21 protein-coding genes are annotated in these 23877 nt (G+C 42.6%); 9 read left to right on the forward strand and 12 right to left on the reverse strand.

Annotated features, from left to right (window positions below; translation table 11 throughout):
* Window positions 1-17: 17 nt before the first annotated feature.
* The 3 genes from ACLOAU_RS07020 to mqnC form a co-directional block, all read right to left on the reverse strand.
* Complete coding sequence (locus ACLOAU_RS07020; RefSeq protein WP_427861147.1) at window positions 18-1304, reverse strand: NAD(P)/FAD-dependent oxidoreductase; 1287 nt, start codon at window positions 1302-1304, stop codon at window positions 18-20.
* Window positions 1305-1384: 80 nt separating this feature from the next.
* Window positions 1385-1855, reverse strand: a complete 471-nt coding sequence (locus ACLOAU_RS07025; RefSeq protein ID WP_427861148.1) for a DUF2314 domain-containing protein — start codon at window positions 1853-1855, stop codon at window positions 1385-1387.
* A gap of 10 nt (window positions 1856-1865) precedes the next feature.
* Window positions 1866-2990 (reverse strand): cyclic dehypoxanthinyl futalosine synthase, encoded by a 1125-nt coding sequence (gene mqnC, locus ACLOAU_RS07030; protein WP_427861149.1) that lies wholly within the window; start codon window positions 2988-2990, stop codon window positions 1866-1868.
* Between the two features lie 199 nt (window positions 2991-3189).
* Between mqnC and ACLOAU_RS07035 the strand changes: the two genes are divergently transcribed.
* Both ACLOAU_RS07035 and ACLOAU_RS07040 read left to right on the forward strand, forming a co-directional pair.
* Window positions 3190-4482, forward strand: coding sequence for a retropepsin-like aspartic protease (locus tag ACLOAU_RS07035; RefSeq protein WP_427861150.1), 1293 nt, complete (start codon window positions 3190-3192; stop codon window positions 4480-4482).
* Window positions 4483-4579: 97 nt separating this feature from the next.
* Window positions 4580-5818: a M16 family metallopeptidase gene (locus tag ACLOAU_RS07040; protein ID WP_427861151.1), complete on the forward strand. Its 1239-nt coding sequence runs from the start codon at window positions 4580-4582 to the stop codon at window positions 5816-5818.
* 50 nt (window positions 5819-5868) lie between these two features.
* Here ACLOAU_RS07040 and ACLOAU_RS07045 read toward each other — a convergent pair whose 3' ends face one another.
* From ACLOAU_RS07045 to ACLOAU_RS07055, 3 genes are read right to left on the reverse strand one after another with little or no spacing between them, the layout of a single operon-like run.
* Window positions 5869-6540: a LytR/AlgR family response regulator transcription factor gene (locus tag ACLOAU_RS07045; RefSeq protein WP_427861152.1), complete on the reverse strand. Its 672-nt coding sequence runs from the start codon at window positions 6538-6540 to the stop codon at window positions 5869-5871.
* A 50-nt stretch (window positions 6541-6590) separates the two neighbouring features.
* Window positions 6591-6890 carry a hypothetical protein gene (locus tag ACLOAU_RS07050; protein ID WP_427861153.1) on the reverse strand — a complete coding sequence of 100 codons (300 nt, stop codon included), beginning with the start codon at window positions 6888-6890 and terminating at the stop codon, window positions 6591-6593.
* A gap of 20 nt (window positions 6891-6910) precedes the next feature.
* A complete protein-coding gene (locus tag ACLOAU_RS07055) occupies window positions 6911-8386 on the reverse strand; it encodes a sensor histidine kinase (protein WP_427861154.1) in 1476 nt (491 codons plus the stop codon).
* 174 nt (window positions 8387-8560) lie between these two features.
* Between ACLOAU_RS07055 and ACLOAU_RS07060 the strand changes: the two genes are divergently transcribed.
* Complete coding sequence (locus tag ACLOAU_RS07060; RefSeq protein ID WP_427861155.1) at window positions 8561-9835, forward strand: M16 family metallopeptidase; 1275 nt, start codon at window positions 8561-8563, stop codon at window positions 9833-9835.
* Window positions 9836-9865: 30 nt separating this feature from the next.
* A complete protein-coding gene (locus tag ACLOAU_RS07065; protein WP_427861156.1) occupies window positions 9866-10153 on the forward strand; it encodes a helix-turn-helix domain-containing protein in 288 nt (95 codons plus the stop codon).
* 80 nt (window positions 10154-10233) lie between these two features.
* On the opposite strand, the gene ACLOAU_RS07070 is transcribed toward ACLOAU_RS07065, so the two are convergent.
* On the reverse strand, window positions 10234-11295 hold the full coding sequence (locus ACLOAU_RS07070; protein ID WP_427861157.1) for a DUF4421 family protein: 1062 nt from the start codon (window positions 11293-11295) through the stop codon (window positions 10234-10236).
* A gap of 171 nt (window positions 11296-11466) precedes the next feature.
* On the opposite strand from ACLOAU_RS07070, the gene ACLOAU_RS07075 reads away from it, so the two are divergent.
* The 4 genes from ACLOAU_RS07075 to ACLOAU_RS07090 all read left to right on the forward strand — a co-directional run bounded on the left by ACLOAU_RS07075 (window position 11467) and on the right by ACLOAU_RS07090 (window position 16148).
* The gene (locus tag ACLOAU_RS07075; RefSeq protein ID WP_427861158.1) at window positions 11467-13455 is read left to right on the forward strand and encodes an alpha-ketoacid dehydrogenase subunit alpha/beta; all 1989 of its coding nucleotides are present in this window, start codon (window positions 11467-11469) and stop codon (window positions 13453-13455) included.
* A 42-nt stretch (window positions 13456-13497) separates the two neighbouring features.
* On the forward strand, window positions 13498-14082 hold the full coding sequence (locus ACLOAU_RS07080; RefSeq protein WP_427861159.1) for a Crp/Fnr family transcriptional regulator: 585 nt from the start codon (window positions 13498-13500) through the stop codon (window positions 14080-14082).
* Window positions 14083-14453: 371 nt separating this feature from the next.
* On the forward strand, window positions 14454-15320 hold the full coding sequence (locus ACLOAU_RS07085; protein ID WP_427861160.1) for a pirin family protein: 867 nt from the start codon (window positions 14454-14456) through the stop codon (window positions 15318-15320).
* Between the two features lie 159 nt (window positions 15321-15479).
* Complete coding sequence (locus ACLOAU_RS07090; protein WP_427861161.1) at window positions 15480-16148, forward strand: TapB family protein; 669 nt, start codon at window positions 15480-15482, stop codon at window positions 16146-16148.
* Between the two features lie 20 nt (window positions 16149-16168).
* On the opposite strand, the gene ACLOAU_RS07095 is transcribed toward ACLOAU_RS07090, so the two are convergent.
* The 5 genes from ACLOAU_RS07095 to ACLOAU_RS07115 all read right to left on the reverse strand — a co-directional run bounded on the left by ACLOAU_RS07095 (window position 16169) and on the right by ACLOAU_RS07115 (window position 22211).
* Window positions 16169-17740, reverse strand: a complete 1572-nt coding sequence (locus ACLOAU_RS07095; RefSeq protein ID WP_427861162.1) for an N-acyl-D-amino-acid deacylase family protein — start codon at window positions 17738-17740, stop codon at window positions 16169-16171.
* Window positions 17741-17766: 26 nt separating this feature from the next.
* Window positions 17767-18558: a peptidase associated/transthyretin-like domain-containing protein gene (locus ACLOAU_RS07100; RefSeq protein WP_427861163.1), complete on the reverse strand. Its 792-nt coding sequence runs from the start codon at window positions 18556-18558 to the stop codon at window positions 17767-17769.
* Window positions 18559-18630: 72 nt separating this feature from the next.
* The gene (locus ACLOAU_RS07105) at window positions 18631-21210 is read right to left on the reverse strand and encodes an alpha-L-arabinofuranosidase C-terminal domain-containing protein (protein WP_427861164.1); all 2580 of its coding nucleotides are present in this window, start codon (window positions 21208-21210) and stop codon (window positions 18631-18633) included.
* Window positions 21211-21317: 107 nt separating this feature from the next.
* Entirely contained in the window at window positions 21318-21887 is a 570-nt protein-coding gene (gene purN, locus ACLOAU_RS07110; protein ID WP_427861165.1) for a phosphoribosylglycinamide formyltransferase, read from the reverse strand.
* 30 nt (window positions 21888-21917) lie between these two features.
* Window positions 21918-22211, reverse strand: a complete 294-nt coding sequence (locus ACLOAU_RS07115; RefSeq protein WP_427861166.1) for a DUF6787 family protein — start codon at window positions 22209-22211, stop codon at window positions 21918-21920.
* Window positions 22212-22489: 278 nt separating this feature from the next.
* Between ACLOAU_RS07115 and ACLOAU_RS07120 the strand changes: the two genes are divergently transcribed.
* Window positions 22490-23782: a c-type cytochrome gene (locus ACLOAU_RS07120; protein ID WP_427861167.1), complete on the forward strand. Its 1293-nt coding sequence runs from the start codon at window positions 22490-22492 to the stop codon at window positions 23780-23782.
* Window positions 23783-23877 lie beyond the last annotated feature (95 nt).

Raw genomic sequence — 23877 nt, forward strand, 5'->3', positions numbered from 1 at the left:
CGTCCCGGGCCTACCTGCTACGCTGTTACATTCTTATCCTTATCCTGCGGGCGAATGATCATACGGAAGGACTGGTCTTTACTGAAATAGGCAATGACCCAGTTCACCAAAGTGCGGACACGGTTTTTAACCGTAAGCAATGACATTACGTGTATAAATAACCACACCGCCCAGGCTAAAAATCCATTGAAATGAAATTTAGGTTTGGGAATATCTGCCACGGCTTTATTACGGCCAATGATGGCCATGGAGCCTTTATCATTATACAAAAACGGCTTCCACAACGACACATCTTTAGGCAGGTTTTTAGCTAATAACTGACCCTGTTGTATGGCCACCTGTGCTACCTGCGGATGGCCTTTAGGAAACTTCTCATCGGTGGTTTGCAGGCAGGTATCGCCTATGGCATAGATGTTTTCGGTGCCCTGTACTTTATTAAATGCATCCACCAACATGCGCTTGCCAGGCCCGAAGCTTTCTATCGGAAAACCTTCGAAAGCTATGGCTGATACACCGGCCGCCCAGATCAGGTTTTTAGTTGTGATGGAATTACCATCGATCAACTCCACTGTTTCGCCGTCGAAATCCTTCACGCGGTTATTCAGCATCACTTTTACACCCAACTTTTCCAGCGACTCCTTGGAATATTTTTGCGACGCAACAGACATGGGCCCTAAAACCGCATCGCCGCCATCAACCAATATAATTTCGCTAAGACCTTTGCCCAACTCGGGATAGTCTTTCCGTATAATGCTTTGTCTCATTTCGGCAAACATGCCCGATACTTCCACACCGGTGGGGCCGGCGCCGGCTACCACAATGGTCAGCAATTTTCGTTTCGCCTCCCTGTCAGTGGTACGCGATGCTTCTTCCAGGCGATTCAGCAGCAGGTTTCGCATGGCCAGGGCATCGCTCAATGTTTTCATTGGAATGGAATGTTGTTTCACATTTTCCATTCCGAAGTAATTCGTGGTGGCACCTGTAGCCATCACCAGCAAATCATAATCCAGCTCACCATTGGAGAGTATAACTTTGTTTTCAGCGGGCACAACCTGTTTGAGTGCCGCCATGCGAAAACGTACATTAGGCTTATTTCTTAAAAACTTCCTGAAGGGATAGCTAATACTGGAAGGTTCGAGAAAACCGGTTGCTACCTGGTATAATAAAGGAGGAAAGAAATTATAATTGTTAAGGTCTACCAGGGTAATGTCAAACTCTTTGTGTTGAGCTAACCTTTTTACAAAATTAACGCCGGCAAATCCACCGCCAACTACTATCACTTTTTTTACAGCCGATGCATTCATATCCATTGGTTTTAATTAAATATATAAGGCCTGCCGTCGTTAATGATTGCTGTGTAGCCGGTTTTTGTTACCATGCTTTTCTACTCGTAGGTAATAAAATTCCCCGCAACCAGGGAATCCTTATCATAAATTGCCCAATCTTCAATATCCTTCAGATCTATTGTTACCCGGTCTTTATAAATAACATTTTTTAATTCTACGGGTTCGTTGTCTAAAAGACCTGCAATTTTATTGCCAACCAGGCTGTCGGCCGAAAACCACATGTGCTCGGCTTTATCGCCATCAATAAATTCGGCTTTAGCAAAAAAATCAAAATGATTTTCCGCTTTAGACTTTAAAAGAGTAACAAAAAAGCCGATGCTGTCCTGCACATTTTTTAATTGCTGCCGGTAGGCAGAATCTGTTGGATCAACCTGTACAATATTTGCCTTATCCCAGTCCGCCTGCTCTTTGTCGCCGGTTTTGGGAGATGATTTACATGAGGTAAAAACCAGGCCGGCATACGGGAGTGCAACGAGGAAACGTAAAAAAAGGGTCTGGTTAAAACTCATGATCATTATTTTAATAATCCACTACCTGCTCTTCAATGGTTTCAGGTATATCTCTCCATTGGTATAACTGGTTGCGTAACTGGGGTTCAAAGCCCGCTTCTTTTATAGCATCCTGCATCGAACGGTAAGTAAAACGGTGTGGGGCACCGGCGGCACTTACCACGTTTTCTTCAATCATAATACTTCCGAAATCGTTCGCTCCGGCGTGGAGGCAGAGCTGCGCCGTTGGCCGTCCAACCGTTAACCAGCTGGCCTGTATGTTGAGTATATTAGGCAGCATGATGCGGCTTAAAGCCACCATGCGCACATATTCATCAGCCGTGGTAAGATTATGAACACCACGAATGCGGGTTAATAAGGTATCGACATCCTGGAAGGTCCATGCAATAAATGCCAGGAACCCGTTGGTTCCTTCCGGTTTACGGCTTTGAACTTCCCTGATTTTTACCAGGTGTTCAAACCTTTCTTCTATGGTTTCCACATGCCCGAACATCATGGTGGCAGAAGTGGTAATATCCAGTTTATGCGCTTCGTGCATTACATCCAGCCATTCCTGCGCCCCACATTTTCCTTTGCTGATCAGGCGGCGAACACGGTCAATCAATATTTCTGCGCCGGCACCCGGTAAGGAGTCCAGGCCCGCTTCCTTTAAAGCCTTTAGCACTTCATGATGTGTGCTCTTCTCAAGCTTGGTGATATGCGCCACTTCAGGTGGTCCCAGGGCATGAAGCCTGATATCAGGAAACTCGGATTTAATTGCTTTAAAAGTATCTACGTAAAATTGCAGGCCTAACTCGGGATGATGACCGCCCTGTAACAAAAGTTGATCGCCACCATATTTAATGGTTTCTTCAATTTTCTTACGGTAGGTGGGCATATCAGTTATATAAGCATCGGCATGCCCCGGTATCCGAAAGAAATTGCAAAACTTGCAGTTAGCAATACACACATTGGTTGTATTTACGTTGCGATCTATTTGCCAGGTAACCTTACCATGCGGTACCTGCTGCTTGCGCAACTCATCTGCAATAAACATTAACTCGCTTAGGGGAGCATGATGATAGAGGAAAACGCCTTCTTCTACACTTAAAAATTCAAAAGCGGCTGCTTTTTTATAGAGATCACTTAAATCCATAGTAGGAACGAAATTATATACAAAGGTACGAAAAGCAGGTTATTAACGCATAAGCCTGTATTGTACCGAAAGCAAAGGCCCCGCATCAACAGGCTTATTTGCCTGGCGATGGTCATAAAACGGGCGCTCTCTACCGTTTATACCAAAATACAAAGGGAGGTTTAAAAATGTACTAACTTTAGGAGAACGGTCTTCTATAATGAAAAATGTACTGCTTTTGCTGCTCATTATTTTTTTTACAACACATACCATACGTGGGCAGGAAGAGTTTGTTGACCCACCCAGCCGGGAGCTTACAAGAATTAATTTTACGCAATTTACAGGTGGTGTGATTGTTTTTAAGGCATTGCTGGATCACTTTAAAGACTCTCTCACATTCGTGCTGGACACCGGGAGCGGGGGAATTTCGCTCGATTCAACTACAGTTTCATTGCTGGGACTAAAACCCACCGAGCCCGAACGTATGATCAGAGGTATTGGCGGTACGCGAAAAGTTGGTTTTTTAAAAAACCGGCAGCTAAGGCTCAATAACCTGGTGGTAGACAGCCTCAATTTTCATATTATAGACTATGAGGTACTATCTGCATTATACGGCGAAAAAATAGATGGTATCATAGGATACTCGCTATTAAGCCGGTACATCCTAAAAATAGATTATGAGAACCAGGAGATATCGTTCTGGAGTAATGGTACAATGAAATATCCAAAAGGGGGTTATATCATGCGTCCGCGCTTAACCACTATACCCTATCTTTTGTCGGAGGTGAAAGATGCATCCAGGCAGGATTTTAATTATCTATTTGATATTGGTGCCGGTCTCACCGTTCTTTTTTCGGAAGACTATATGGAAGAAAAAAACTTACTGAAAAGCAAGCGTAAACGGTACTTAAAACAGGGAGAGGGCTTGGGTGGAAAAGTTTCTTTTGATCTCAGTGTGATGAAGGAGCTAAAAATAGGTCCCTATAAATTCAGAAATGTACCGATCAATATTTTCGATGATGAGTATAATATCACTTCCTATCCAACCTACGGGGGGCTTATTGGAAATGATATTTTCCGGCGCTTTAACTGCATCCTCAATTATAGAAACAGGCAAATACATATTCTACCGAATAAATTTTACAGAGACCCGTTTGATTACGCCTACTCTGGCCTGGAGCTTTACCTGGTAGATGGCAATGCGGTTATAGGAGACATACCCAAAGGTTCGCCCGCTGATATTGCCGGCCTGGTACCCGGAGACGAAGTGCTCGCCGTTAATAAAAAATTTGGTATGACACTGAATGAATTAAAGCACGCCCTCCAGGCTGTTTATGGTCGCGTAGAAGTGATCATTAAAAGGGATGACTCTTTATTGGTGAAGAAGATGAACGTAATTAATATACTCAATGGTAAAGCAATACCTAACCAAACCATATCCAATGACTTTAGAGACGGGTTTAAGATACGTGTAGGTGGCATCGACGATTACAATTTCAGGAAGCAACCGTAACGCCTTAAACCGGCAGCTATCGGCCGTTGAACTTATCTGTACCTTTTTGTGTTGAACTGATATTGTAAAGAATTGCAAATCCCCTTACTTTCGCTGAATGGTTCAATTTGAAAAGTTTGTATTAGAGAATGGTTTAAAGGTGATTGTACACCAGGATAAATCGACTCCCCTGGCTGTAATGAACATTTTGTACGATGTGGGTGCCCGGGACGAAGATCCTGATCAAACGGGTTTTGCGCATTTGTTTGAACACCTGATGTTTGGCGGGTCGGTAAATATACCCGAGTATGATGAGCCATTGCAAATGGCCGGTGGAGAAAATAATGCCTACACAACCAATGATTTAACCAACTATTATATACAATTACCTTCTGAAAACCTGGAAACCGCTTTTTGGTTAGAAAGCGACCGGATGCTTTCACTGGCTTTTAGCGAAAAAAGCCTGGAAGTACAACGCAAAGTGGTTTGCGAAGAATTTAAAGAACATTATATAGACAAACCATACGGAGACGCCTGGTTTAAAATGCGGGAGCTCGCCTATAAAAACCATCCTTATAAATGGATGACCATTGGCAAGCAGCTTTCTCATATTGAAGAGGCCCGGCTTGAAGACGTAAGAAATTTCTTTTTTAAACACTATCGCCCTAATAATGCGGTAATGGTAATTGCCGGAAATGTAGAAACCGGCCAGGTGAAAGCTTTAACTGAAAAATGGTTCGGAAATATAGAAGCCGGAGAAAAAACAGAACGTAAACTGCCGGTAGAAGCACCACAGGCCGCAGCCAGAACAGAAGAGGTAAAAGCAGATGTGCCTTTAGATGGTTTTTATAAAGCCTGGCATATCGAAGGACGCTTGAGCGATCAATATCATGCCATGGATCTCCTGACAGATATCCTGGGGGGCGGGGAGTCGTCAAGATTATACCAGAAGCTGGTGAAGGAGCTGCAGTTATTTGTCAGTATTCAGTGCTATCATTTTGGCAGCATTGATCCCGGTCTTTTAACCATCGAGGGTAAGCTGGTAAAAGGGGTAGATATCAAAGCCGCAGAAGCCGCCGTTGAAGCTATTCTACAGGATATTAAAGATAATTTAATAACCAACGAGGAGCTGGAAAAAGTAAAAAATAAAACCGAGAGCATGATGGCCTTCGAAGATATGAGCGTGCTTAACCGCGCTACCAGCCTGGCTTTTTACGAGTTACTGGGAGATGCCAATATGATGAATACAGAATTGCAGAAATATGCAGATGTGACTGTAGCTGCTATTAATAAGGCAGCAAAAGATATACTGTCGCAAGAGAATAGCTGCACATTATATTACCTGTCTAGCGACTAGCAAAAATTATATAAAAAGAAACCCGGGCTGGCCTTTAAGACCAGCCTTTTTTATTTCAACGGAAACTGGTAGGTATTACCGATAGGGATCTCGGAAAATCCAATAAATACGGCCTGTTTGTTAAATTTCTCTACCTTTTTATTGTTAACGATATAACTTCTGTGCACCCGTGTAAAATCATTTTCCGGCAGTTGCAGCGAGAGATCGTTAATGGTAGACCGGGTCATAAGTTTTTGCTGGTCTTTTAAAAAAATATTAAGGTAGTTTCCGGATGCTTCGATGTATAAAATATCATCAAACATAATTTTCACCTGCTCGTAACCATCTTTCAAAAAGATATGATCTATGTGCCGGGGTGTTCCGGATCTCAGCGCTAATAAATCACTGGCTTTTGTACAAGCTTTTAAAAACCTTGATAATGAGAATGGCTTTAATAGGTAGTCTATAGCGCTTACTTCAAAACCCTCCACTGCATGTTCGCTATAGGCCGTCGTAAAAATAACCATCGGCGGATTGGTTAACGATTTAAAAAACTCTATGCCGCTGATATCAGGCATTTTAATATCCAGGAATAACAGATCCGTTTTATTTTTTTGTAAGAAGTCGATGGCTTCAAAAGCATTTGTAAAGGTTGCTTTTAACTCTACAAAAGGAACCTTGGCCGCATGGCTTTTAATTACTTCCAGGGCTATTGGCTCATCATCTATGGCTATGGCGATCAAAATTTTTAATATTAAAGTTAAGTGTTTTAGTGCGTGCCTGCTTTATCAGATCAATGGCTTTTGACTAAAACCCAGCGACCATCTTTCTTTTCAAAAGACCGGGTAAGTGTGGTATTACCCCGCGCATCGTAATAAATACTGTCCAGCCCCTCAAATGAGGCTTCTTCATTTTTTGATTCTACCAGAATAGAGACAGGAAGCTTATCCGTTTTGCGCAGTTTCTTGGTAACACGCACACTAGATTCAACTCCGTTATTATTTACCTTTTTTGTTTCAATTTGTGTTACATAGTCGCTATTGATAGAACAACTAAATACAATCAGCAATAGTATAAAGGGAAGATATTTCATAAAAAGAATTTAAGATTGAGTTATAGATTAATCGTTAAGTGTATGAAGAATTCTTTTGCGCTTTCCCTGATGATCAGTTCATGCTTTTTAGGATAGAGTAATGCCAGTCTTTGTTTAACATTTTGCAAACCAATACCACTTTTCATTTTTTCAGGATCATACTCGCTTTTTAAATGCACACTGTTATTGACATCGAAGTACAGTACCTGGTCCTTGGTGTGTAAAGAAATATTAATAAATGAAGGTTGTTGTAAACTAATGCCATGCTTAAAGGCGTTTTCAACAAAAGGGATGAGCAGCATAGGAGAAATATCCAGGCGATTGAGTTGCTCTTCAATATTGGTTTGTATCAAAATATTAGGGCTTGTAACAGTACGCAGCTTTTGCAGATCGATATAATTATTCAGATAGTCTATTTCCCGCGCCAGCGATATTTTTTCCTGCATGTTTTCGTGCAGCATAAACCGCATCATATCGCCCAGTTTTTGAATGCCCTCACCTGTGCGATCTGCATTTTCCTGTAAAGCGGTGCCATAAAGCGTGTTTAATGCGTTAAATAAAAAATGAGGATTGATCTGGGAACGTAAAAAACTCAGATTGGCTTGTGATGAGCCCAGCGCTGTTTGCAAAACCTCTTTTTCAACCTGATTGCGGGCAATATACCAGCTTAATGGAATGACGAAGAAAAATCCCAGAACCAGGAAAACTGCAAGGTAAGCACCGTATTCGCCATGGCCGGCAATGCCGTAAGCAATTCCGGCAGCCAGCAGGTTTAAAAGGAAGATAATAGGAATAATACGTAACCAGTAAGACCGGCTTTTGTACTTTTTTTCACCTGTCAGGGGAATTAAAAAGCGGAAGTGTAAAAATATAAGCAGTGCTGCGTAAGGAACACCCACCATCCAGAAAGCGGCCACTTCCGGAGCATGATTAGACATGAGGATCGCAAAAATTGAGATCCAGCAAGCCAGCGCCAGGAAGGTAAATAAAAGTCCCTTCCTTCCGTTTGAGCTTATTTTACGGCCTTTTAACACATTAAATAACAGTTCTTTTAATGTGTAATAGGCAATAAAAAGAATATAAATAATGGCGACGGTTGTAAAACTATCTGTAAATACATCATTGTATACTTCGTCTCTTGTTTCAAATTGTGCAAATTTCCACCCATCTATATAAGTATTGGTGATGGATATGAGCGTGGCAACAATTAAGAACGAGCCAAATACAGAGCCGGTTTTAGTCCACTCGTCCTTTATTTCGCTTGCATACTTTGTTAGAAAAACAAATGCTGAATAGTAAATAATGATCTGCGCCAGGTAGGGAACAAAAAGGTGCTTATAAAAATTGAAGCGGATATTATATTCATGGAACTTCCAATAGCTGTGACTGCCATCATTGGCGTCTTTACTCATCACCAATAATGTAAAAACAAATACTGCAGCTAATAAGGTTACCAGCCAGAATTCAATTTTGTTATATATCTCTTTCGCTTTCATTTTTATTTATTTGTTATGCAAGATTACATAGCTACCTGCTGAATTAGAGGACAGATGTGACGAAACAGCATAAAAATGTGATGAATTATTACTGTCATAGAGTTTAGGTCTATAGAAAAAAAGAACTTTTCAGAGAAAAATTTAATGTACGTTTGTCGCCTCAATTTTCATTTAATGCTTAACAGAACTATAGCGCCGGCTATTGTTGACGCGGTAAATTTTAATCTTCAGTTACAACCCTATCAAAAATACGTTTTACGAAACGGCATAGAAGTATATGCCATAGATGCGGGCTCCGAGGAGGTATTACAAATAGAGTGGGTGTTTAATGCCGGCAACTGGTTTGAAGAGAAAAACCTGGAGGCCGGTGTTACCAATTTTTTGTTGAAGAACGGCACTACTTCTAAAACCGCCTTTGAAATTAATGATCATTTTGAGTACTATGGCGCTTATTTAAACCGTAACAGCGGATCAGAGTACTCTTCAGTAGCACTTCATTGCCTGTCAAAACATATTGAAAAGCTGTTGCCGGTAGTGAGAGACATTTTCTCCGAATCTACCCTGTTACAGAGTGAAATGGATATTGCGATTCAGAACATGAAACAAAAACTGGACGTAAACCTGAAGAAAAGCAGCTTTGTGGCGGGGCGGCTGATAGATACCTATCTTTTTGGGGAACAGCATCCCTACGGCCAATTCAGCAGGCACGAAGACTTTGACGCATTGACGAGGGATGGGCTGCTCCACTTTTATCAACAGTATTATAAAAAAGGACAATTTAAAATATTCGTAGCAGGTAAGTTACCTGACACCATAGAAACACTGCTGGATCAGTATTTTGGAGACTTTGATAACCTTGCACCTGCAGAAAAAAAGCATGTTATTGCGCCGGACCAGCAAAAAAAGCACAGGGTGATCAATGATGAGAAAAGTGCACAGGGCTCTATCCGGATCGCCAGGCCTTTTGAAAACCGCCACCATCCCGACTTTTTGAAAGCTCAGGTATTGAACGTGGTATTGGGCGGATTTTTTGGCAGTCGCCTGATGGACAATATCCGGGAAGATAAAGGCTACACCTATGGCATACATAGTTACCTGATGGGTAATAAACGGGAAAATGGATGGATGATTACCACCGAAGCGGGCCGCGATGTAAGCGAAGCCACCATTACCGAAGTATATAAAGAAATGGAAATACTGCGTGATGAAGCAGTAGATGAAGAAGAATTAATGCTGGTGAAAAACTTTATGATGGGATCTATATTAGGAGACCTGGATGGGCCTTTCCAGATGATTGCCCGTTGGAAAAATATCATTCTCAATGATCTTGACGACGAATTTTTCAACCGCTATATTTCCAATATAAAAAATATTACTGCTGCCGAATTGCAGGAAACAGCCAATAAGTATTTGTTACCCGGGGATTTTTATGAGTTGGTAGTGGTGTAGAAAGCGCAATTCATGTTAAAAAACCGAGTTATGTTAACACCCATAAAAAGTGAGCAGCAATATGAAGATGCCCTTGAGAGGGTTTATATGCTGATGCAAACAGAAGTAACAACAGGTTCAAAAGAGTCTGATGAATTAGAAGTGCTTTCGATACTCATTAAAGAATACGAGCATGAAAACCATGCTGTGCCACAGCCTAATCCACTGGATGCTATTAAGTTTAGAATGGAGCAGTTGAATATGTCTGAAGGGGAACTATCTGATATACTGGGTTACAGATCCAGGAAGTCGGAAATTCTTTCAGGGAAAGAAAGCTGAACCTCACTATAATCCGTAAGATCAGAGAAAAACTACAAATACCTGCAGAGGTATTAATTCAGGCCTATTAAAAATGCATTCTAATTAATCAGGAAACCCAATCCGATCTTATTAATCATTTTTCCTGCAAACCTGGTAATTTTCGGAATGGTTTTACCGGCATTGATACGCCTGGCATACATTAATTTGTAATTGTCGTTATAGTTCAGGTACCGCGAGTCTCCATCCATTCCTTTAAAGAACAAGCGGTTGGAGACGTAAGAAAAAGCAATGCCCCAGTTTTCGCTGTTATAACCAATGGCCCCCTTTGCCTTTAGGTTAGGATTTAATTTCCAGAACGAATGCTGCGTATTGTTATTATTCTGTTCTTTAATATAACTCACATCTGCATTGAACGAAGCAATTGCCGTAGCGAAAAAATGCTTTTTAACTACCAGCGTATAACCGTATCCAATACCGGGGCCGAACGTAATAAAATCCAGCTTCGAAACATTTGGGTGGGGGAACTCATTTTTTAGCTGGGAAGGAATAAATGCACTATCACCCTTGGCTGAACCATAAAAAAACTCGCCGCCATACAATAAAGAGCCGGCAGATTTTCTTTGCCAGGCATCCAGTAAAAAAGCAGCCTGTGCACTAAATTTCCTGCTGTTTTGAATCAGGTTCACCGTGGTTCCATAAAGCCGGGTTTCAATATCGGGCCGGGTATAGTTGGGCATACCCACGGGGGCAATATTGTATCCGCTGTTTACATAAAGCCCTTTATAATTCTGAAAATAAATATCAGCTAACACTTTTCGGCCTGTAATACTCAGCTGCAGGTTAGTTTGTTTTGTTTTTCCTCTTTCAGGTTTATAGGAAGGGTCAAGCCGGCCTACGCCAAATGTAGCTGCCAATCCCACAAAATCGTGAGAGCCCGAAATACCCAGGCGACCGGGGCTGTTAGATAAATACTTTAAGGAATTTTCGGCACTGGAAGCATCTGTTTTAAAAACTGTGTTCTTTTTAGCAGCGATAGCACCTAATGTTAATTTATTGCGATAGGAAACATAATAGCTGGTGTCATACCGTTCAGATCTGTACTGAGCATGTAAGTTTAGAGCTGTGGCAATAAGAAAACTGAACAGTATGGCTTTTAGCATATGATGGTATTACAAAATACGATAATTAAAACAAGCTACATGCCAAATATTTTATGCCTCTGGCTTTTAACTATTTGCATAAATGGTTTCCGGTAACTGTATTTAACAATAGGCAGCGTATATCAATAAGCACTGCACACTTCGTACACCAAAAAAGCCTACGTTTGTAATATGCTTTTCGACAGGAAAAATCTTTCTAATGCACAGCTCATACAAATGTATCGAAGCCTGGTGTATCCGAGGCTTATCGAGGAAAAAATGCTGGTATTGCTGAGGCAGGGGAAAGTAAGTAAGTGGTTTAGCGGCATCGGCCAGGAAGCGATAGCTGTGGGAGCTACACTGGCGCTTCAGCAGGATGAGTGGATTATGCCCCTGCATAGAAACCTGGGGGTTTTTACTACCAGGCAGATGCCCCTGCACCAATTATTTAACCAATGGCAGGGCAACCAGAACGGCTACAGCAAAGGCCGCGAAAGAAGCTTTCATTTTGGAAGCAAGGAACATCATATTTGCGGCATGATCTCACATTTAGGTCCGCAGCTTGCTATAGCCGATGGCATTGCATTGGCTAATAAGCTGGGTCAGAAAGGAAAAGTATCGCTAGCTTTTACAGGAGAGGGCGGTACCAGCGAGGGTGATTTTCATGAAGCTTTAAACCTGGCAGCTGTCTGGGATTTGCCGGTAATTTTTTTAATAGAGAATAACGGCTATGCGCTCAGCACTCCCACCCATGAACAATACCGTTGTATCAACCTGGCAGATAAAGCCAAAGGCTATGGTATAGAAGGCATTACCATTGATGGTAATAATATCTTAGCTGTTTATGATACCATTAAAGGTGTAAGGGATTATTGCATCAAAAATCAAAAGCCGTACTTAATTGAGTGCTCTACTTTTCGCATGCGTGGACATGAGGAAGCCAGTGGTACCAAGTATGTACCCAAGGAGTTATTTGAACTTTGGGATAAAAAAGATCCTGTAGCCAACTTTGAGCAATATCTCATTGGTGAAGGTATATTAACGGAAGAAGAGATCGTCTCAATAAGGGATAGTTTTAAAACTAAGATAGAGGAGGAGTTAAAACAGGCGGAAGCAAAAGCATACCCTCTTGCAGTTGATACAGCTGTTGAAGTAGACGATGTGTATGCTCCTCACGAGCAGGGAGATGATCAGCTTAATACGGATGATAGTACTGTTTCAGAAAAACGTTTTATAGAAGCAATTAAGGAGGGTCTTCAACAATCGCTGAGGTTACACGATAACCTGGTGATTATGGGACAGGATATCGCTGAATATGGTGGCGCCTTTAAAGTGACGGAAGGACTATTGGAGGAATTTGGAAAAAACAGGATTCGTAACACCCCTATTTGTGAGAGCGTGGTGGTGGGAGCGGCTTTGGGACTCAGCCTGGAAGGCTGCAAATCGGTAGTGGAAATGCAGTTTGCAGATTTTGCTACCATGGCTTTTAACCAGATTGTGAATAACCTGGCAAAATTACATTATCGCTGGGGACAGCAGGCCAATGTGGTCATACGCATGCCAACCGGCGGAGGCGTAGGCGCAGGGCCTTTTCACAGCCAGAGCAATGAAGCCTGGTTTACGCATGTGCCCGGCTTGAAAGTGGTATATCCTTCTACTCCTGCTGATGCAAAAGGGTTGCTGATTTCGGCCATCAATGATCCCAACCCGGTATTGTTTTTTGAGCATAAAACTTTGTACCGTAGTATAGCTGCTACGGTGCCCGATGAAAGCTTTGAGATACCGATTGGTAAAGCAAGGTGGGTACAGCAAGGAGATGATATCGCTATTATTACTTATGGAATGGGTGTTATTTGGGCCGAAGAATATGCAGCCTCACATCCCGAGGTATCAATAGCTATACTGGATCTGCGAACCCTTTTGCCGCTGGATTATGATGCAATCAAACAAGCTGCAGAAAGTACCGGCAAAGTACTGGTATTGCATGAAGATACTTTGACGGGTGGTATTGGTGCAGAAATAGCGGCCTGGATTGGTGAGCATTGCTTTAACCGGCTGGATGCGCCGGTAATGCGATGCGCCTCTTTGGATACACCAGTGCCTTTTAATAAAGAACTGGAAGCAAATTTTATGGCCCATGCCCGGTTAGAAAAATGCATTCAGAATTTACTGAATTTTTAATTACGGTATTTTCCGGCTCAACTATAAACTATCAACTAAACAATGTCTTTCGAACTATTACTACAAAGCATTTCAAAGCGGGTAACACTGAACGAAGAAGACCAAAAAACATTTACTTCTTTTTTCAGAACCAAAAAACTGAAGAAGAAAACCTTTTTATACCAGGAGGGAGATGTACAGCAGCATATAGCCTTTATTAACTCCGGTTGTTTACGTAGCTATTCTATTGATAAAAACGGAACAGAACATATTTTGCAGTTTGCTCCTGCCGGCTGGTGGATTGCAGATATGCAAAGCCTGTTAAATAATGCGCCGTCGAACCTGAGTATTGACGCCATAGAAGACAGCGAAGTTTTTTTAATAAAGCAATCGGAAATAGAAGATATGTACCAGGCCCTGCCTCAAATGGAACGCTATTTCAGGATACTGGCAGAACGGTCTCTGGCTACATCTCAGCAAAGATTGATAGATGCTTTAAGTCTTACCGCTGTTGAACGATATAACAACTTCTGCATAAGATATCCTTCGCTTATACAAAGCATCCCACAGAAATATGTGGCTTCTTATATTGGCATTACCCCCGAGTTTATGAGTAAGATGTTGAGTCAGCCGATGAAGAAGGGCTAGAAAGTAGCTAGTAGGGGAATGGTGAGTCGCTAGTAGGGGTTAGCATCGAAGAAATGGACAACATTTAATTTTCAATAAGCAATATACATTAACCTCTGCGCCTCTGTTCCTCTGTGCGCCCTGCGTGAAACAAGCTAGTAGGTGATGGCAAGCAGCTATTAGGGTTAGCATCGAAGGGATATATAACACTCTACGTTCCTGTAATCTCTGCGCCTCCGTTCCTTTGCGCGCTCTGCGGGAAACAGAACATCTCTTAAAATTACATTATTTCCAGCCTTTCTCACTTAACCTGGATTAACTCTTTTACTTAATCCGTGTTATTGTGCCCGCCTCTTCTTTAAGCTAGCTTTGCTTTTAAAGGAGATCACAAAATGAAAAAGTCAATAGAAAGAGTGCTTACCCGCCCCACGCAAGCAGGCATGGTGGGCGACGGATTCAGGGTTTTTAATTTCATACCCCGCGGTGTTACCCAACAAAGGTTAAGTCCTTTTTTAATGCTTGATTTTGCTGCTGCTTTTAATTTTTCACCCACCGACAAACCCCGCGGTGTTGATGTGCACCCTCATAAAGGATTTGAAACAGTAACCGTTGCGTATAAGGGAAGTGTAGCACATCATGATAGCGCAGGTAACAGCGGCGTTATTCATCCCGGCGATGTACAGTGGATGACAGCAGGGGCCGGCATTTTGCACAAGGAGTATCATGAAGAGACTTTTGCCGCAAGGGGTGGTGTTTTTGAAATGGTACAGTTGTGGGTGAACCTGCCTAAAAAAGATAAATCGGCTCAACCACATTACCAGTCCCTGACAAAAGAGAAGATCGGTAAAACGGTGTTGCCTGACAATGGTGGTGAAGTAAATGTTATTGCCGGTAACTTTAATGGCAACACAGGTGCTGCTGAAACCTATACAGATGTCAATCTTTTCAACGTAAAGCTAAATAGTGGCGCCAGCTTAACAACAACTATTCCTGCTAGTCATAATACGGCATTACTGGTAATAGAAGGACGTATTACTGTAAATGGTAAAGAAATTGAGGAGCATAGCTTTATATTATTTAAAAATGACGGTGAAGAGATAGAATTTTCTGCAACAAAAGACAGCGTGGTATTGGTATTAAGTGGTGAGCCCATTGCAGAACCTATTGCCAGTTATGGTCCTTTTGTAATGAATACACAGGCTGAAATTTATGAAGCGATGGAAGAATTTCAAAATGGGAAGTATGGTGTGTTGAATTAGTGTTTTTTGTTTTGGGTTTATTGGTAAGGATAACGGTCGCCCTGGGCGGCCGTTATTGGTTTATAGTTGATCCATCCAATGATCATACTGTCGCTCGCCTATTTAAGCGATGGCCGGATGATCTGAAGCAAAGTAATTTGCAGTATAAAACTATTCATTATGCGAGTCCTTATTTTAATGTTATTGTTAGCGATCAGCTCAGGTGTTTATGCGCAGTGTAACTATTATTATTTACAAAATAATAAAACGATTACCATGGCTATGTACGACAGAAAGGGTAACCAGGACGGGAAATATGTTTACAAGGTATCGGGTGTAGCCAAAGCAGGAGGCACCACCAGTGCCAAAGTAAAATCGGAGGTGTTTGACAAAAAGGGGAAGTCTCTGGGAGGCGGTGCCGGCACCATGCAATGCAAGAGCGGACAACTAATGATTGATATGAAAATGATGATGAATCCCCAGCAGGCGCAGCAGTTTAAAAATACAGATGTAGATGGTAAGGGCGTGTTTATGGAATATCCTTCATCGTTAAGCGTTGGTCAGTCGCTAAGCGATGCCAATTTCAACATGGATATGAAGTCTGAGTCGGGTATGATGGCCAATGTTACCATCGATGTTACTAACCGTAAAGTAGAGGCAAAGGAAAAGATCACTACACCAGCAGGCAGCTGGGACGCTTATAAAATTACTTACGACTCAAAAATAATCATGAATATGGGTATTGCTATTCCCATGAAAATGCAAATGACCGAATGGTTTGTACCCGATTTTGGCATAGTAAAAAGTACTTCCAAATGGGGCACACAAGAGCTGATTTCTATTGAATAGAATGCCATGCGCTGTATTTACTAATGCAAATGATATAAGGCCTTACCCGCCCTTGTTCCCAAATGCTTTTCCTGATTAACTGTTAGTTGCCCATTTACCAATACATAATGGAACCCTTTCGAGTAGGCATGCGGACTTTTATAGATGGATTGATCGATTACCTGTTTTTCATCGAAGATTACGATGTCTGCTGCCATTCCCTCTTTTAAAAGTCCCCGGTCTTTTAGCTGGAATTTTTGAGCCGGCAGGGAAGTCATTTTCCGGATGGCCTCTTCTAATGAAATTACTTTTTCTTCTCTTACGTATTTACCCAATACCCGGGCGTTGGTGCCATAGCCCCGGGGATGTGGTACACCCTGGTTAAAAACGCGGATAGAAGCGTCGCTGGCAAACATATTAAAAGGGTATTGCATAATGCGTTTTACATCCTCCTCTCCCATACCGTGAAATACGGCGCTGGCGCCTCCATTGATCATAATATCAATAATCGTTTCTGCTTCTTCCTTCACCTTATGCCTGCGGCCCATCATCAGGTTGATTTCTTCAATGCTTTTGCCATTATAATTACTGTCTGGCCGATAACTGGCTACCACTGCATAACTAAAATGCTTCAATTTTCTTTTCTTTAATCTCGCCAGCATTTCATCAACCACTCTTTTCTTTATGGCCGGGTTTTTAAGTCTTGCTACGATGCTGTCCTGCCCGTCGCCCAATATATCATCGGGTAATAATGTACTGATGGAGGTACTGCTGGCGGTGTAGGGGTATTGGTCAATGGTTACATCTAATCCCTGTTCACGCGCATTGACCACCATCGCAATCGTTTCCTTACTTCTGCCCCAGTTTTGCTGGCCGCTTAATTTGAAATGCGATATCTCTACCGGTATATCAGCCTCCCGGCCAATGGTAATGGCCTCATTGATCGCATCAGTTACCTTATCTCCCTCATCTCTCATGTGTGAGGCATAAACGCCATTATAACGGGATGCTATTTTGGCGAGCGCTACTATTTCTGGTGTTTTGGAATAAGTGCCCGGTATATAAATAAGACCTGTAGAAAGCCCCACGGCGCCATCTTTCATGGCTTTTTCTACAAGGGCCTGCATTTGCGATAATTCTTGCGGAGTGGCATCGCGGTTAGCTCTTCCCATTACGGCTTTGCGTATATCATTATGCCCGATCAGCGAAGCTACATTTACCGAGAGTTGCAGTGAGTCTATCCATTTCAGATACCTGCCTATGTCTACATTCGATGCGCCGCAATTGCCTGCTACTACAGTGGTTACGCCATCATAAATAAAGTTATCCGCAGTCGGGTTTTTGGCCTCATCCCCTTCAATATGGGTATGAACATCTATAAACCCGGGAGCAACAATCAATCCTTTTGCATCAATGGTTTTATTAGCTATATAAGGCAATGATTTACCTACTCGGTCAATTTTACCTTCTTTTATGGCTATATCGCCATAATACCAGTTGTTACCGGTGCCGTCAATAATTTTCCCGTTTTTAATGAGGATATCGCAGCTGGTTTGTGCAGGGCATACATGATAAGAAAGCAGCAGGACGATCCATAGTTTTAAATGGCGCATACTGCAATTTAAGCATAATCCGGCTTTTAAGGCCTGCTACCCAATCTCCTGTAAATGACTTCCTCGTCATCTGTTGCTCCTTCCAGCCAGAGCGGGGAGGGCATCAAACCTGCGGTAAAACGCTCATAAGAGTCTTTAATATATTTATGAAAGCTATAGTCGGTTGCAGTAGAAGTAAAAAGATACGAGGGCTGGTAATAAATAATAAACTCGCTGATGGTACTGTCGTTATCGGCTCCGGTAATACGCCTGATCAAAGCCTTGCTAAAGCGATGCTTAATAAATGCATCCTGCTCCTGTGTGATCAACCTGTTCTGGAACATCGACAAACGTTTATTGCGGCCAAACCGAAAGGAATTAATGATCTCATTCAGATCAAATCCAACAGATCCGTCACTTAATGAGCTCACTTTCAAACCCGGCTTTTCATAATTGAAATATTTGGCATAATCCTGCCGGTTTTGAATAGAGTCCCGCTTGTAATCCTTCACCCGGGCTTTTACTCCCGGCAATAAGGTGATAAATGTTTGCAGCGAAATATTAAAAGCATAGGGTGTTTTAATGCTGCGCACCAGGAACTTACGGGTAGGTTTATTGAGATAGCTGAACCAGATGGAGTCGGTTTCATTGGCTCGGATACTGTAATCACCATTGGCATCGGTGCTGGTGCCGGTTCCGTTGGTAGATAAAACAGACACGCCCTGAACCGGGTAAGTGCCCGAACTGTCGAACACTGTTCCCTTTACAGTAATCTGCGCCTGCACGCCTGCCAGCGCCGTAGCTGTTAGAATAAGTAGTATGAGAGAAAAACGCTTCAAATCAGTTAATAGGACGGCAAAACAAGCAAACTATTTGCAAATGCTTTGATAAAAATAACAGATATCTGGTAATCAGAGTCTAATCCGCCATACTGTGAGTGAATAGGGAGGTAAAATTTCGCGTGTGTTTGCCTTCAATTGTATTTCTCCCGTTACTGGTTTCGCTTTTCGATCGGCCGGGTTACCGCTCAATACTGTTTTTTGTGCCTTTTGATTACCGGATACTCCATCCAAATTCAGCCGGATGTTTGTATTAACCGGTAACAGGTTCACTGCACGCACTATTAACTCGTTAGTTTTTGTATTTTTTACGATTGAAGTGGAGACCCGTTTGATTACGCCTGCATCGTTGCTGGAATATTGTAAGTCGGCTGGTATGTATTCATCACCCGGTGTGTTGCCGTATAAATGCTGCACGTAATAGCCGGGCGTGAGTTTTACTTCGGTATTATTAAAATAGATAAGATCGGGATTCCATTGGGTAGCGCCTTCTTTTGCAAAAAGAGGTGCGTAAGAAGTCATTGCAACCACATCCCCATTACGCTCCAAATTATTGAGATGAAGTGCTTCAGAGAGAGCCGTTTCCAGGTTGTTAGGCCTGCCGGGTAAATGGCTGGCATATTCGCCCAGGTATACTTTACTGCCATTGCGGTCGTATTTATCATAATAATCCTGGTTGTGAATAAACCAGCCTGGCGACACATAGTAATGTTCATCTATAAGGTCTACACCCAGCTTGCGGGCGATACCCCAGCCTTCTACGTAATCGGTGCCCTCATAAAACGGCCCCGAGGTTCCTACTACCTTTATTTCAGGGTGTTTCTTTTTGATGGCATTAAAGATCATCGTGAACCGTTCTTCAAAAATATCGGTGATCAGGTCCTCGTTACCAATACCTATGTATTTTAAGTTAAAGGATTTAGGATGCCCCGATGCGGCACGGATCCTGCCCCAATGGGTTGTTTTGGCATCGCCGTTCGCCCATTCGATCAGGTCGAGGATATCCTGTACATATTCATCCATATCGGCCATAGGGATACCACATTGCTGACCCGCACCGCCGTCGGAAGAGTTCTGGCAGGGCACACCGGCTGCCAAAACAGGCAAGGGCTCCGCCCCCATGTCTTCACAAAACTGGAAATACTCGTAATAACCCAAACCGGTTGTCTGGTGATAATTCCACAAATTGCGCATGGGTTTCCGGGTTTCGAGCGGGCCAATCGTCGTTTTCCAGCGGTAAATATTCGCAATTCCGTCTCCATGGGCAACACATCCTCCGGGGAATCGCAAAAATTTAGGTTTCATATCTGCTAATGCCTGCGCCAGGTCGGCTCTCAGGCCGTTTTTACGATTTTTAAATGTTTTTTGAGGGAATAGCGATACCATATCGAAATGGATACTTCCCTTTTGCCCCGCAACTAATTCAAGCGAGGCATCGGCAACAGTTGCATTAGCCGTTATTACTGCCGAAAGCTTTTTCCAGCTGGTGCCGGCCGGAACTTTTATGGAAGCGGCACCCAGTGTATTTCCATTTTTATCTGACAGTCTCCAGGTGATTTGCCCCGCTTTTCCGGAAGGAATCCTGACAAAAGCGCTGCAATCATATTGTTCACCTGCCTTAACAGCGATGCCTCTAAAACCTTCGTTGATCAGCACCGGGTTTCCAAGATCATCATTCAGCACGGCGTAATGCGGGTTATTGGGATGGATGGGCGAGACGGAGTCTATGGACAAATTTCCAAGGCCCACCCGCCATGCAGTTTGATGATTCCAGTTTTTGTCCTGGTATTTTTTATCAGCAGGGTGGTATTCAAAATCGCGGTTTTGTACCAGTTCTGCATATAAGCCACCATCCGCTGCATAATTAATATCTTCAAAAAAAGCTCCGATCAGCAGGTCGCTGATCTTTTTGCTTCTTCCAGGAACGGGTGTGAGTACCACATCTACTGGTTTTAAACCGGCAAACCGCTGTACATCAGTGGCTGCAGATTCTGCTAAAAGTGCAGATTGATGTTGCGCGTATTTTTGTGCATTCAAAAGTCCTTCCACCAGGCTAAAAGCTACTTTGTGCGCTGTTCCTGTTTGCCTTTGTCCTAAAATAGTTGCCTCCGTACGTTTGTTAAGGTGCTGCCCGGCACTCACCTTTTGAGCTGTGGGAAAGGTTTTAAAGTCCGTTACCAGGGAAAATACCTGACTGGTGCTGGTGTTACTTTGCCAGGTCACCGCATATTTGCCATTTGAGGGTGATATAACCGGTTCTATTACATTACTGCCTGCAGGGGTTTGCGGATAACTCTGGCGTCCCCAATATACCAGGTCGGTGGAGGCTGCGTGTGCAAATACATTTTCGTTGGCATTCAGGCTCCACACCAGGTGCCAGGTTCCGGCGTCGCCGGCATAAAGAAATGGCTTCAACATTCTTTTTTGAGCGCCCCATGTACCATAATCGCTGTATACAAAATAATGTTCAGGTCCTATCGGATGCCAGCTATATCCATCATTACTCCATGCAAAGGCCAAACCGGTGCGGGAATTTCCTTTTTCCGGAGAATAGGCAAAAATATAGGCCGAATCGGGTCGGTTGGCTGGTTGCTGGGCTTTACCTGTTGCCGCAAAAAAACAAAGCACCATCAGGGCAAACAATCGTTTCATAGCAGGGGCAATTTATAATAGTATAAATGACAAATATATTTATTTACAAAGAGAATCGCAACTACTTTAACTGATGGTTCAACTTCTTGATCCTGCCGGAATTAATATCAATGTTGTTGGATCACCTGCTCTATTACCGCCGGAAAATGTGCATGTTCCAGCAGGTGTATTTTTTGGGCCAGTTGTTCGGGCGAGTCTCCGGGTTCAATATCGCAGGTAGCCTGGAAGATGATATCTCCATGATCGTAATGTTCGTCAACATAATGAACGGTAATGCCACTTTGTTTTTCCTGGTTGGCGATCACAGCCTGGTGTACAAAGGCGCCATACATGCCCTTTCCGCCGTAGTTGGGTAACAATGCAGGGTGAATATTAACAATTTTGCGGGGATAGGCATCTATCAGCGGTTGCGGAATTTTCAATAAAAAACCGGCCAAAACAACAAAATCAATCCCTTTTTCCTTTAAAAAAGCCGCATATCCATCTTTTTTATACTGTTCTTTCTCAATCACTACCTGTTCAATTTGCTCACGTTCGGCAATTGTCAATACCCCGGCTCCGGGTTTGTTACAGGCTATCAGGCTTACCTGGGCAATTTCGCTTGCCTTGAAATGATCGATAATTTTCTGGGCATTACTGCCGGCGCCACTGGCAAAAACAGCTATTTTTTGTTTCATCTTTTATTATTTGATCCATAACCGACCTTCTTACTCATTATTGGCCCGTTTTCTTGTAGTTTTTCTGAACAGTTCTCTTAAATACTTTTTAAAAAAAGCATATTGGCCAAAAATAATACTTACCCCTAAAACCATTAATGGCCAGATTAAGGTTACCAGTATTATATATATAATAGTATAGAGAACCTTATTGTCGATTGGTAGTATCAACATCAGCCGCCTGCCAACATACCCACTCAGGCTGCCGCCAACGGCAAAAGTGCAGAGTATTAAAAATAACTGCAGCGGGCCAACCTTCCATTTTTGCCTGAGCCTGTTGAGCATACTGATCCTGCAAAATAATCCACAATTTCCAAATAAGCTAAAATGAGGTATAACACCTGCTGAAACCCCAGATATTCACATCAAAACCGTGCAAGCTTGGATGACTTTTTAATGACAAACAAATTTTGCTTTCAAAAAAAAAGGACAAAAAATCGGCTGAAACTCAGACTGGACGCGGGTTTAAAAAAGTTGCAAATTGTTGCTGTTATGTTAACGCCGCGCCTTATTTTTGCAGTCGTTCAGAGGTTTTTATCCACATTTTAGATTTTATGCGTTTTATGAACAATCATAAGTATTTATTTAACCAACTAACCTTACTTATAATAGCGCTGCTTGTTTCCGTTGCCCCCGTTTTTGCGCAGGATGGTGCCGCCGTTCAGGAGGGAAAGACTTTATTTATAGGTAAGTGTCAGAGCTGTCATGCCGGCGACATGAAGTCGAACAGCACAGGACCTGCTTTAGGCGGTGTTCAGGGACGTTGGGAAGATGCCGGAAAACTACATGAGTGGATACGTAATAACCAAAAGCTGATTGCTTCAGGATATCCTAAAGCTGTTGAAACGTCAAAAATCAGCGCTTCGGCGATGACTACATTCCCTGATCTTACTGATCCTCAGATAGATGCAATTCTTGCCTATATCGATGCAAAAGCTTCTGGTAAATTAGATACGCCAAAAGACGGAGCGACAGGTACGGCAGCAGCAGGTGGCGGCGGATCCAGCCAGAATAACCTGATGTACGGTGTGGTTTCATTGATACTGGCCCTGGTTGCCCTGGTTTTGATTTATGTAAATTTCAACCTACAAAAAGCAGCCCGTGATGCAGAAAATGTAAAATCGGCTCCTTCATTACCTATTTACCGCAATAAAACATATATAGCCATTTTCGCGATCGTGTTTTTTATAATAGGTGGTTATTTCACTACCAAAGGATTGGTTAACGTAAACAGGCAGATTAATTATGAGCCTACACAACCTATTTTCTACTCTCACAAAGTACACGCGGGTGTAAACCAGATCAACTGTTTATACTGTCATGGTAACGCCTGGGAAAGCAAAACAGCCGCTATCCCATCTGTAAATGTGTGTATGAACTGTCACAAAACCATTCAGAAGTATGGCGGTCCTGAGTTAAAAGACAGAAATGGTAACCTGGTGGACGGAACCCGTGAGATCCAGAAATTATATGAATATGCAGGCTTCGACCCGGCTCAACCAGATGCATGGGATCCTTCAAAAGCGAAACCAATTGAGTGGGTGAAAATTCACAACCTGCCTGACCACGTTTACTTTAACCACAGCCAACACATCAGAGTGGGTAATGTTCAGTGTCAAACCTGCCACGGTGAAATCACCGGTATGGACGAAGTATACCAGTTCTCTGAGTTGAGCATGGGATGGTGTGTGAACTGTCACAGGCAAACCAAGGTGAATTTCAATGTAGATTCTACCAACGGAAATCAGTTTTACAGCATTTACGAGAAGTTTCATAATGACATCAAATCGGGCAAAATGGATAGTGTGACGGTGAAAGATATCGGAGGCCTGGAGTGTCAAAAATGTCACTATTAATAGTAGTCAGTTATTGTGCTGATGCACTCCATCAGTACGAACGCTGAAGCGAAGAGCAAATTATCACATTAGCAAATTATCACATTAGATAAAGA

Origin of the sequence: Paraniabella aurantiaca (assembly GCF_050309965.1) — a bacterium.
GTDB lineage: Bacteria > Bacteroidota > Bacteroidia > Chitinophagales > Chitinophagaceae > Niabella.

Excerpts from the sequence above, each read along its gene's own strand:
- ACLOAU_RS07020 (WP_427861147.1), bottom strand. The coding sequence starts at position 1,304 with ATGAATGCATCGGCTGTAAAAAAAGTGATAGTAGTTGGCGGTGGATTT.
- ACLOAU_RS07025 (WP_427861148.1), bottom strand. The coding sequence starts at position 1,855 with ATGAGTTTTAACCAGACCCTTTTTTTACGTTTCCTCGTTGCACTCCCG.
- mqnC (WP_427861149.1), bottom strand. The coding sequence starts at position 2,990 with ATGGATTTAAGTGATCTCTATAAAAAAGCAGCCGCTTTTGAATTTTTA.
- ACLOAU_RS07035 (WP_427861150.1), top strand. The coding sequence starts at position 3,190 with ATGAAAAATGTACTGCTTTTGCTGCTCATTATTTTTTTTACAACACAT.
- ACLOAU_RS07040 (WP_427861151.1), top strand. The coding sequence starts at position 4,580 with ATGGTTCAATTTGAAAAGTTTGTATTAGAGAATGGTTTAAAGGTGATT.
- ACLOAU_RS07050 (WP_427861153.1), bottom strand. The coding sequence starts at position 6,890 with ATGAAATATCTTCCCTTTATACTATTGCTGATTGTATTTAGTTGTTCT.
- ACLOAU_RS07055 (WP_427861154.1), bottom strand. The coding sequence starts at position 8,386 with ATGAAAGCGAAAGAGATATATAACAAAATTGAATTCTGGCTGGTAACC.
- ACLOAU_RS07060 (WP_427861155.1), top strand. The coding sequence starts at position 8,561 with ATGCTTAACAGAACTATAGCGCCGGCTATTGTTGACGCGGTAAATTTT.
- ACLOAU_RS07065 (WP_427861156.1), top strand. The coding sequence starts at position 9,866 with ATGTTAACACCCATAAAAAGTGAGCAGCAATATGAAGATGCCCTTGAG.
- ACLOAU_RS07070 (WP_427861157.1), bottom strand. The coding sequence starts at position 11,295 with ATGCTAAAAGCCATACTGTTCAGTTTTCTTATTGCCACAGCTCTAAAC.
- ACLOAU_RS07075 (WP_427861158.1), top strand. The coding sequence starts at position 11,467 with ATGCTTTTCGACAGGAAAAATCTTTCTAATGCACAGCTCATACAAATG.
- ACLOAU_RS07080 (WP_427861159.1), top strand. The coding sequence starts at position 13,498 with ATGTCTTTCGAACTATTACTACAAAGCATTTCAAAGCGGGTAACACTG.
- ACLOAU_RS07085 (WP_427861160.1), top strand. The coding sequence starts at position 14,454 with ATGAAAAAGTCAATAGAAAGAGTGCTTACCCGCCCCACGCAAGCAGGC.
- ACLOAU_RS07090 (WP_427861161.1), top strand. The coding sequence starts at position 15,480 with ATGCGAGTCCTTATTTTAATGTTATTGTTAGCGATCAGCTCAGGTGTT.
- ACLOAU_RS07095 (WP_427861162.1), bottom strand. The coding sequence starts at position 17,740 with ATGCGCCATTTAAAACTATGGATCGTCCTGCTGCTTTCTTATCATGTA.
- ACLOAU_RS07105 (WP_427861164.1), bottom strand. The coding sequence starts at position 21,210 with ATGAAACGATTGTTTGCCCTGATGGTGCTTTGTTTTTTTGCGGCAACA.
- purN (WP_427861165.1), bottom strand. The coding sequence starts at position 21,887 with ATGAAACAAAAAATAGCTGTTTTTGCCAGTGGCGCCGGCAGTAATGCC.
- ACLOAU_RS07115 (WP_427861166.1), bottom strand. The coding sequence starts at position 22,211 with ATGCTCAACAGGCTCAGGCAAAAATGGAAGGTTGGCCCGCTGCAGTTA.
- ACLOAU_RS07120 (WP_427861167.1), top strand. The coding sequence starts at position 22,490 with ATGAACAATCATAAGTATTTATTTAACCAACTAACCTTACTTATAATA.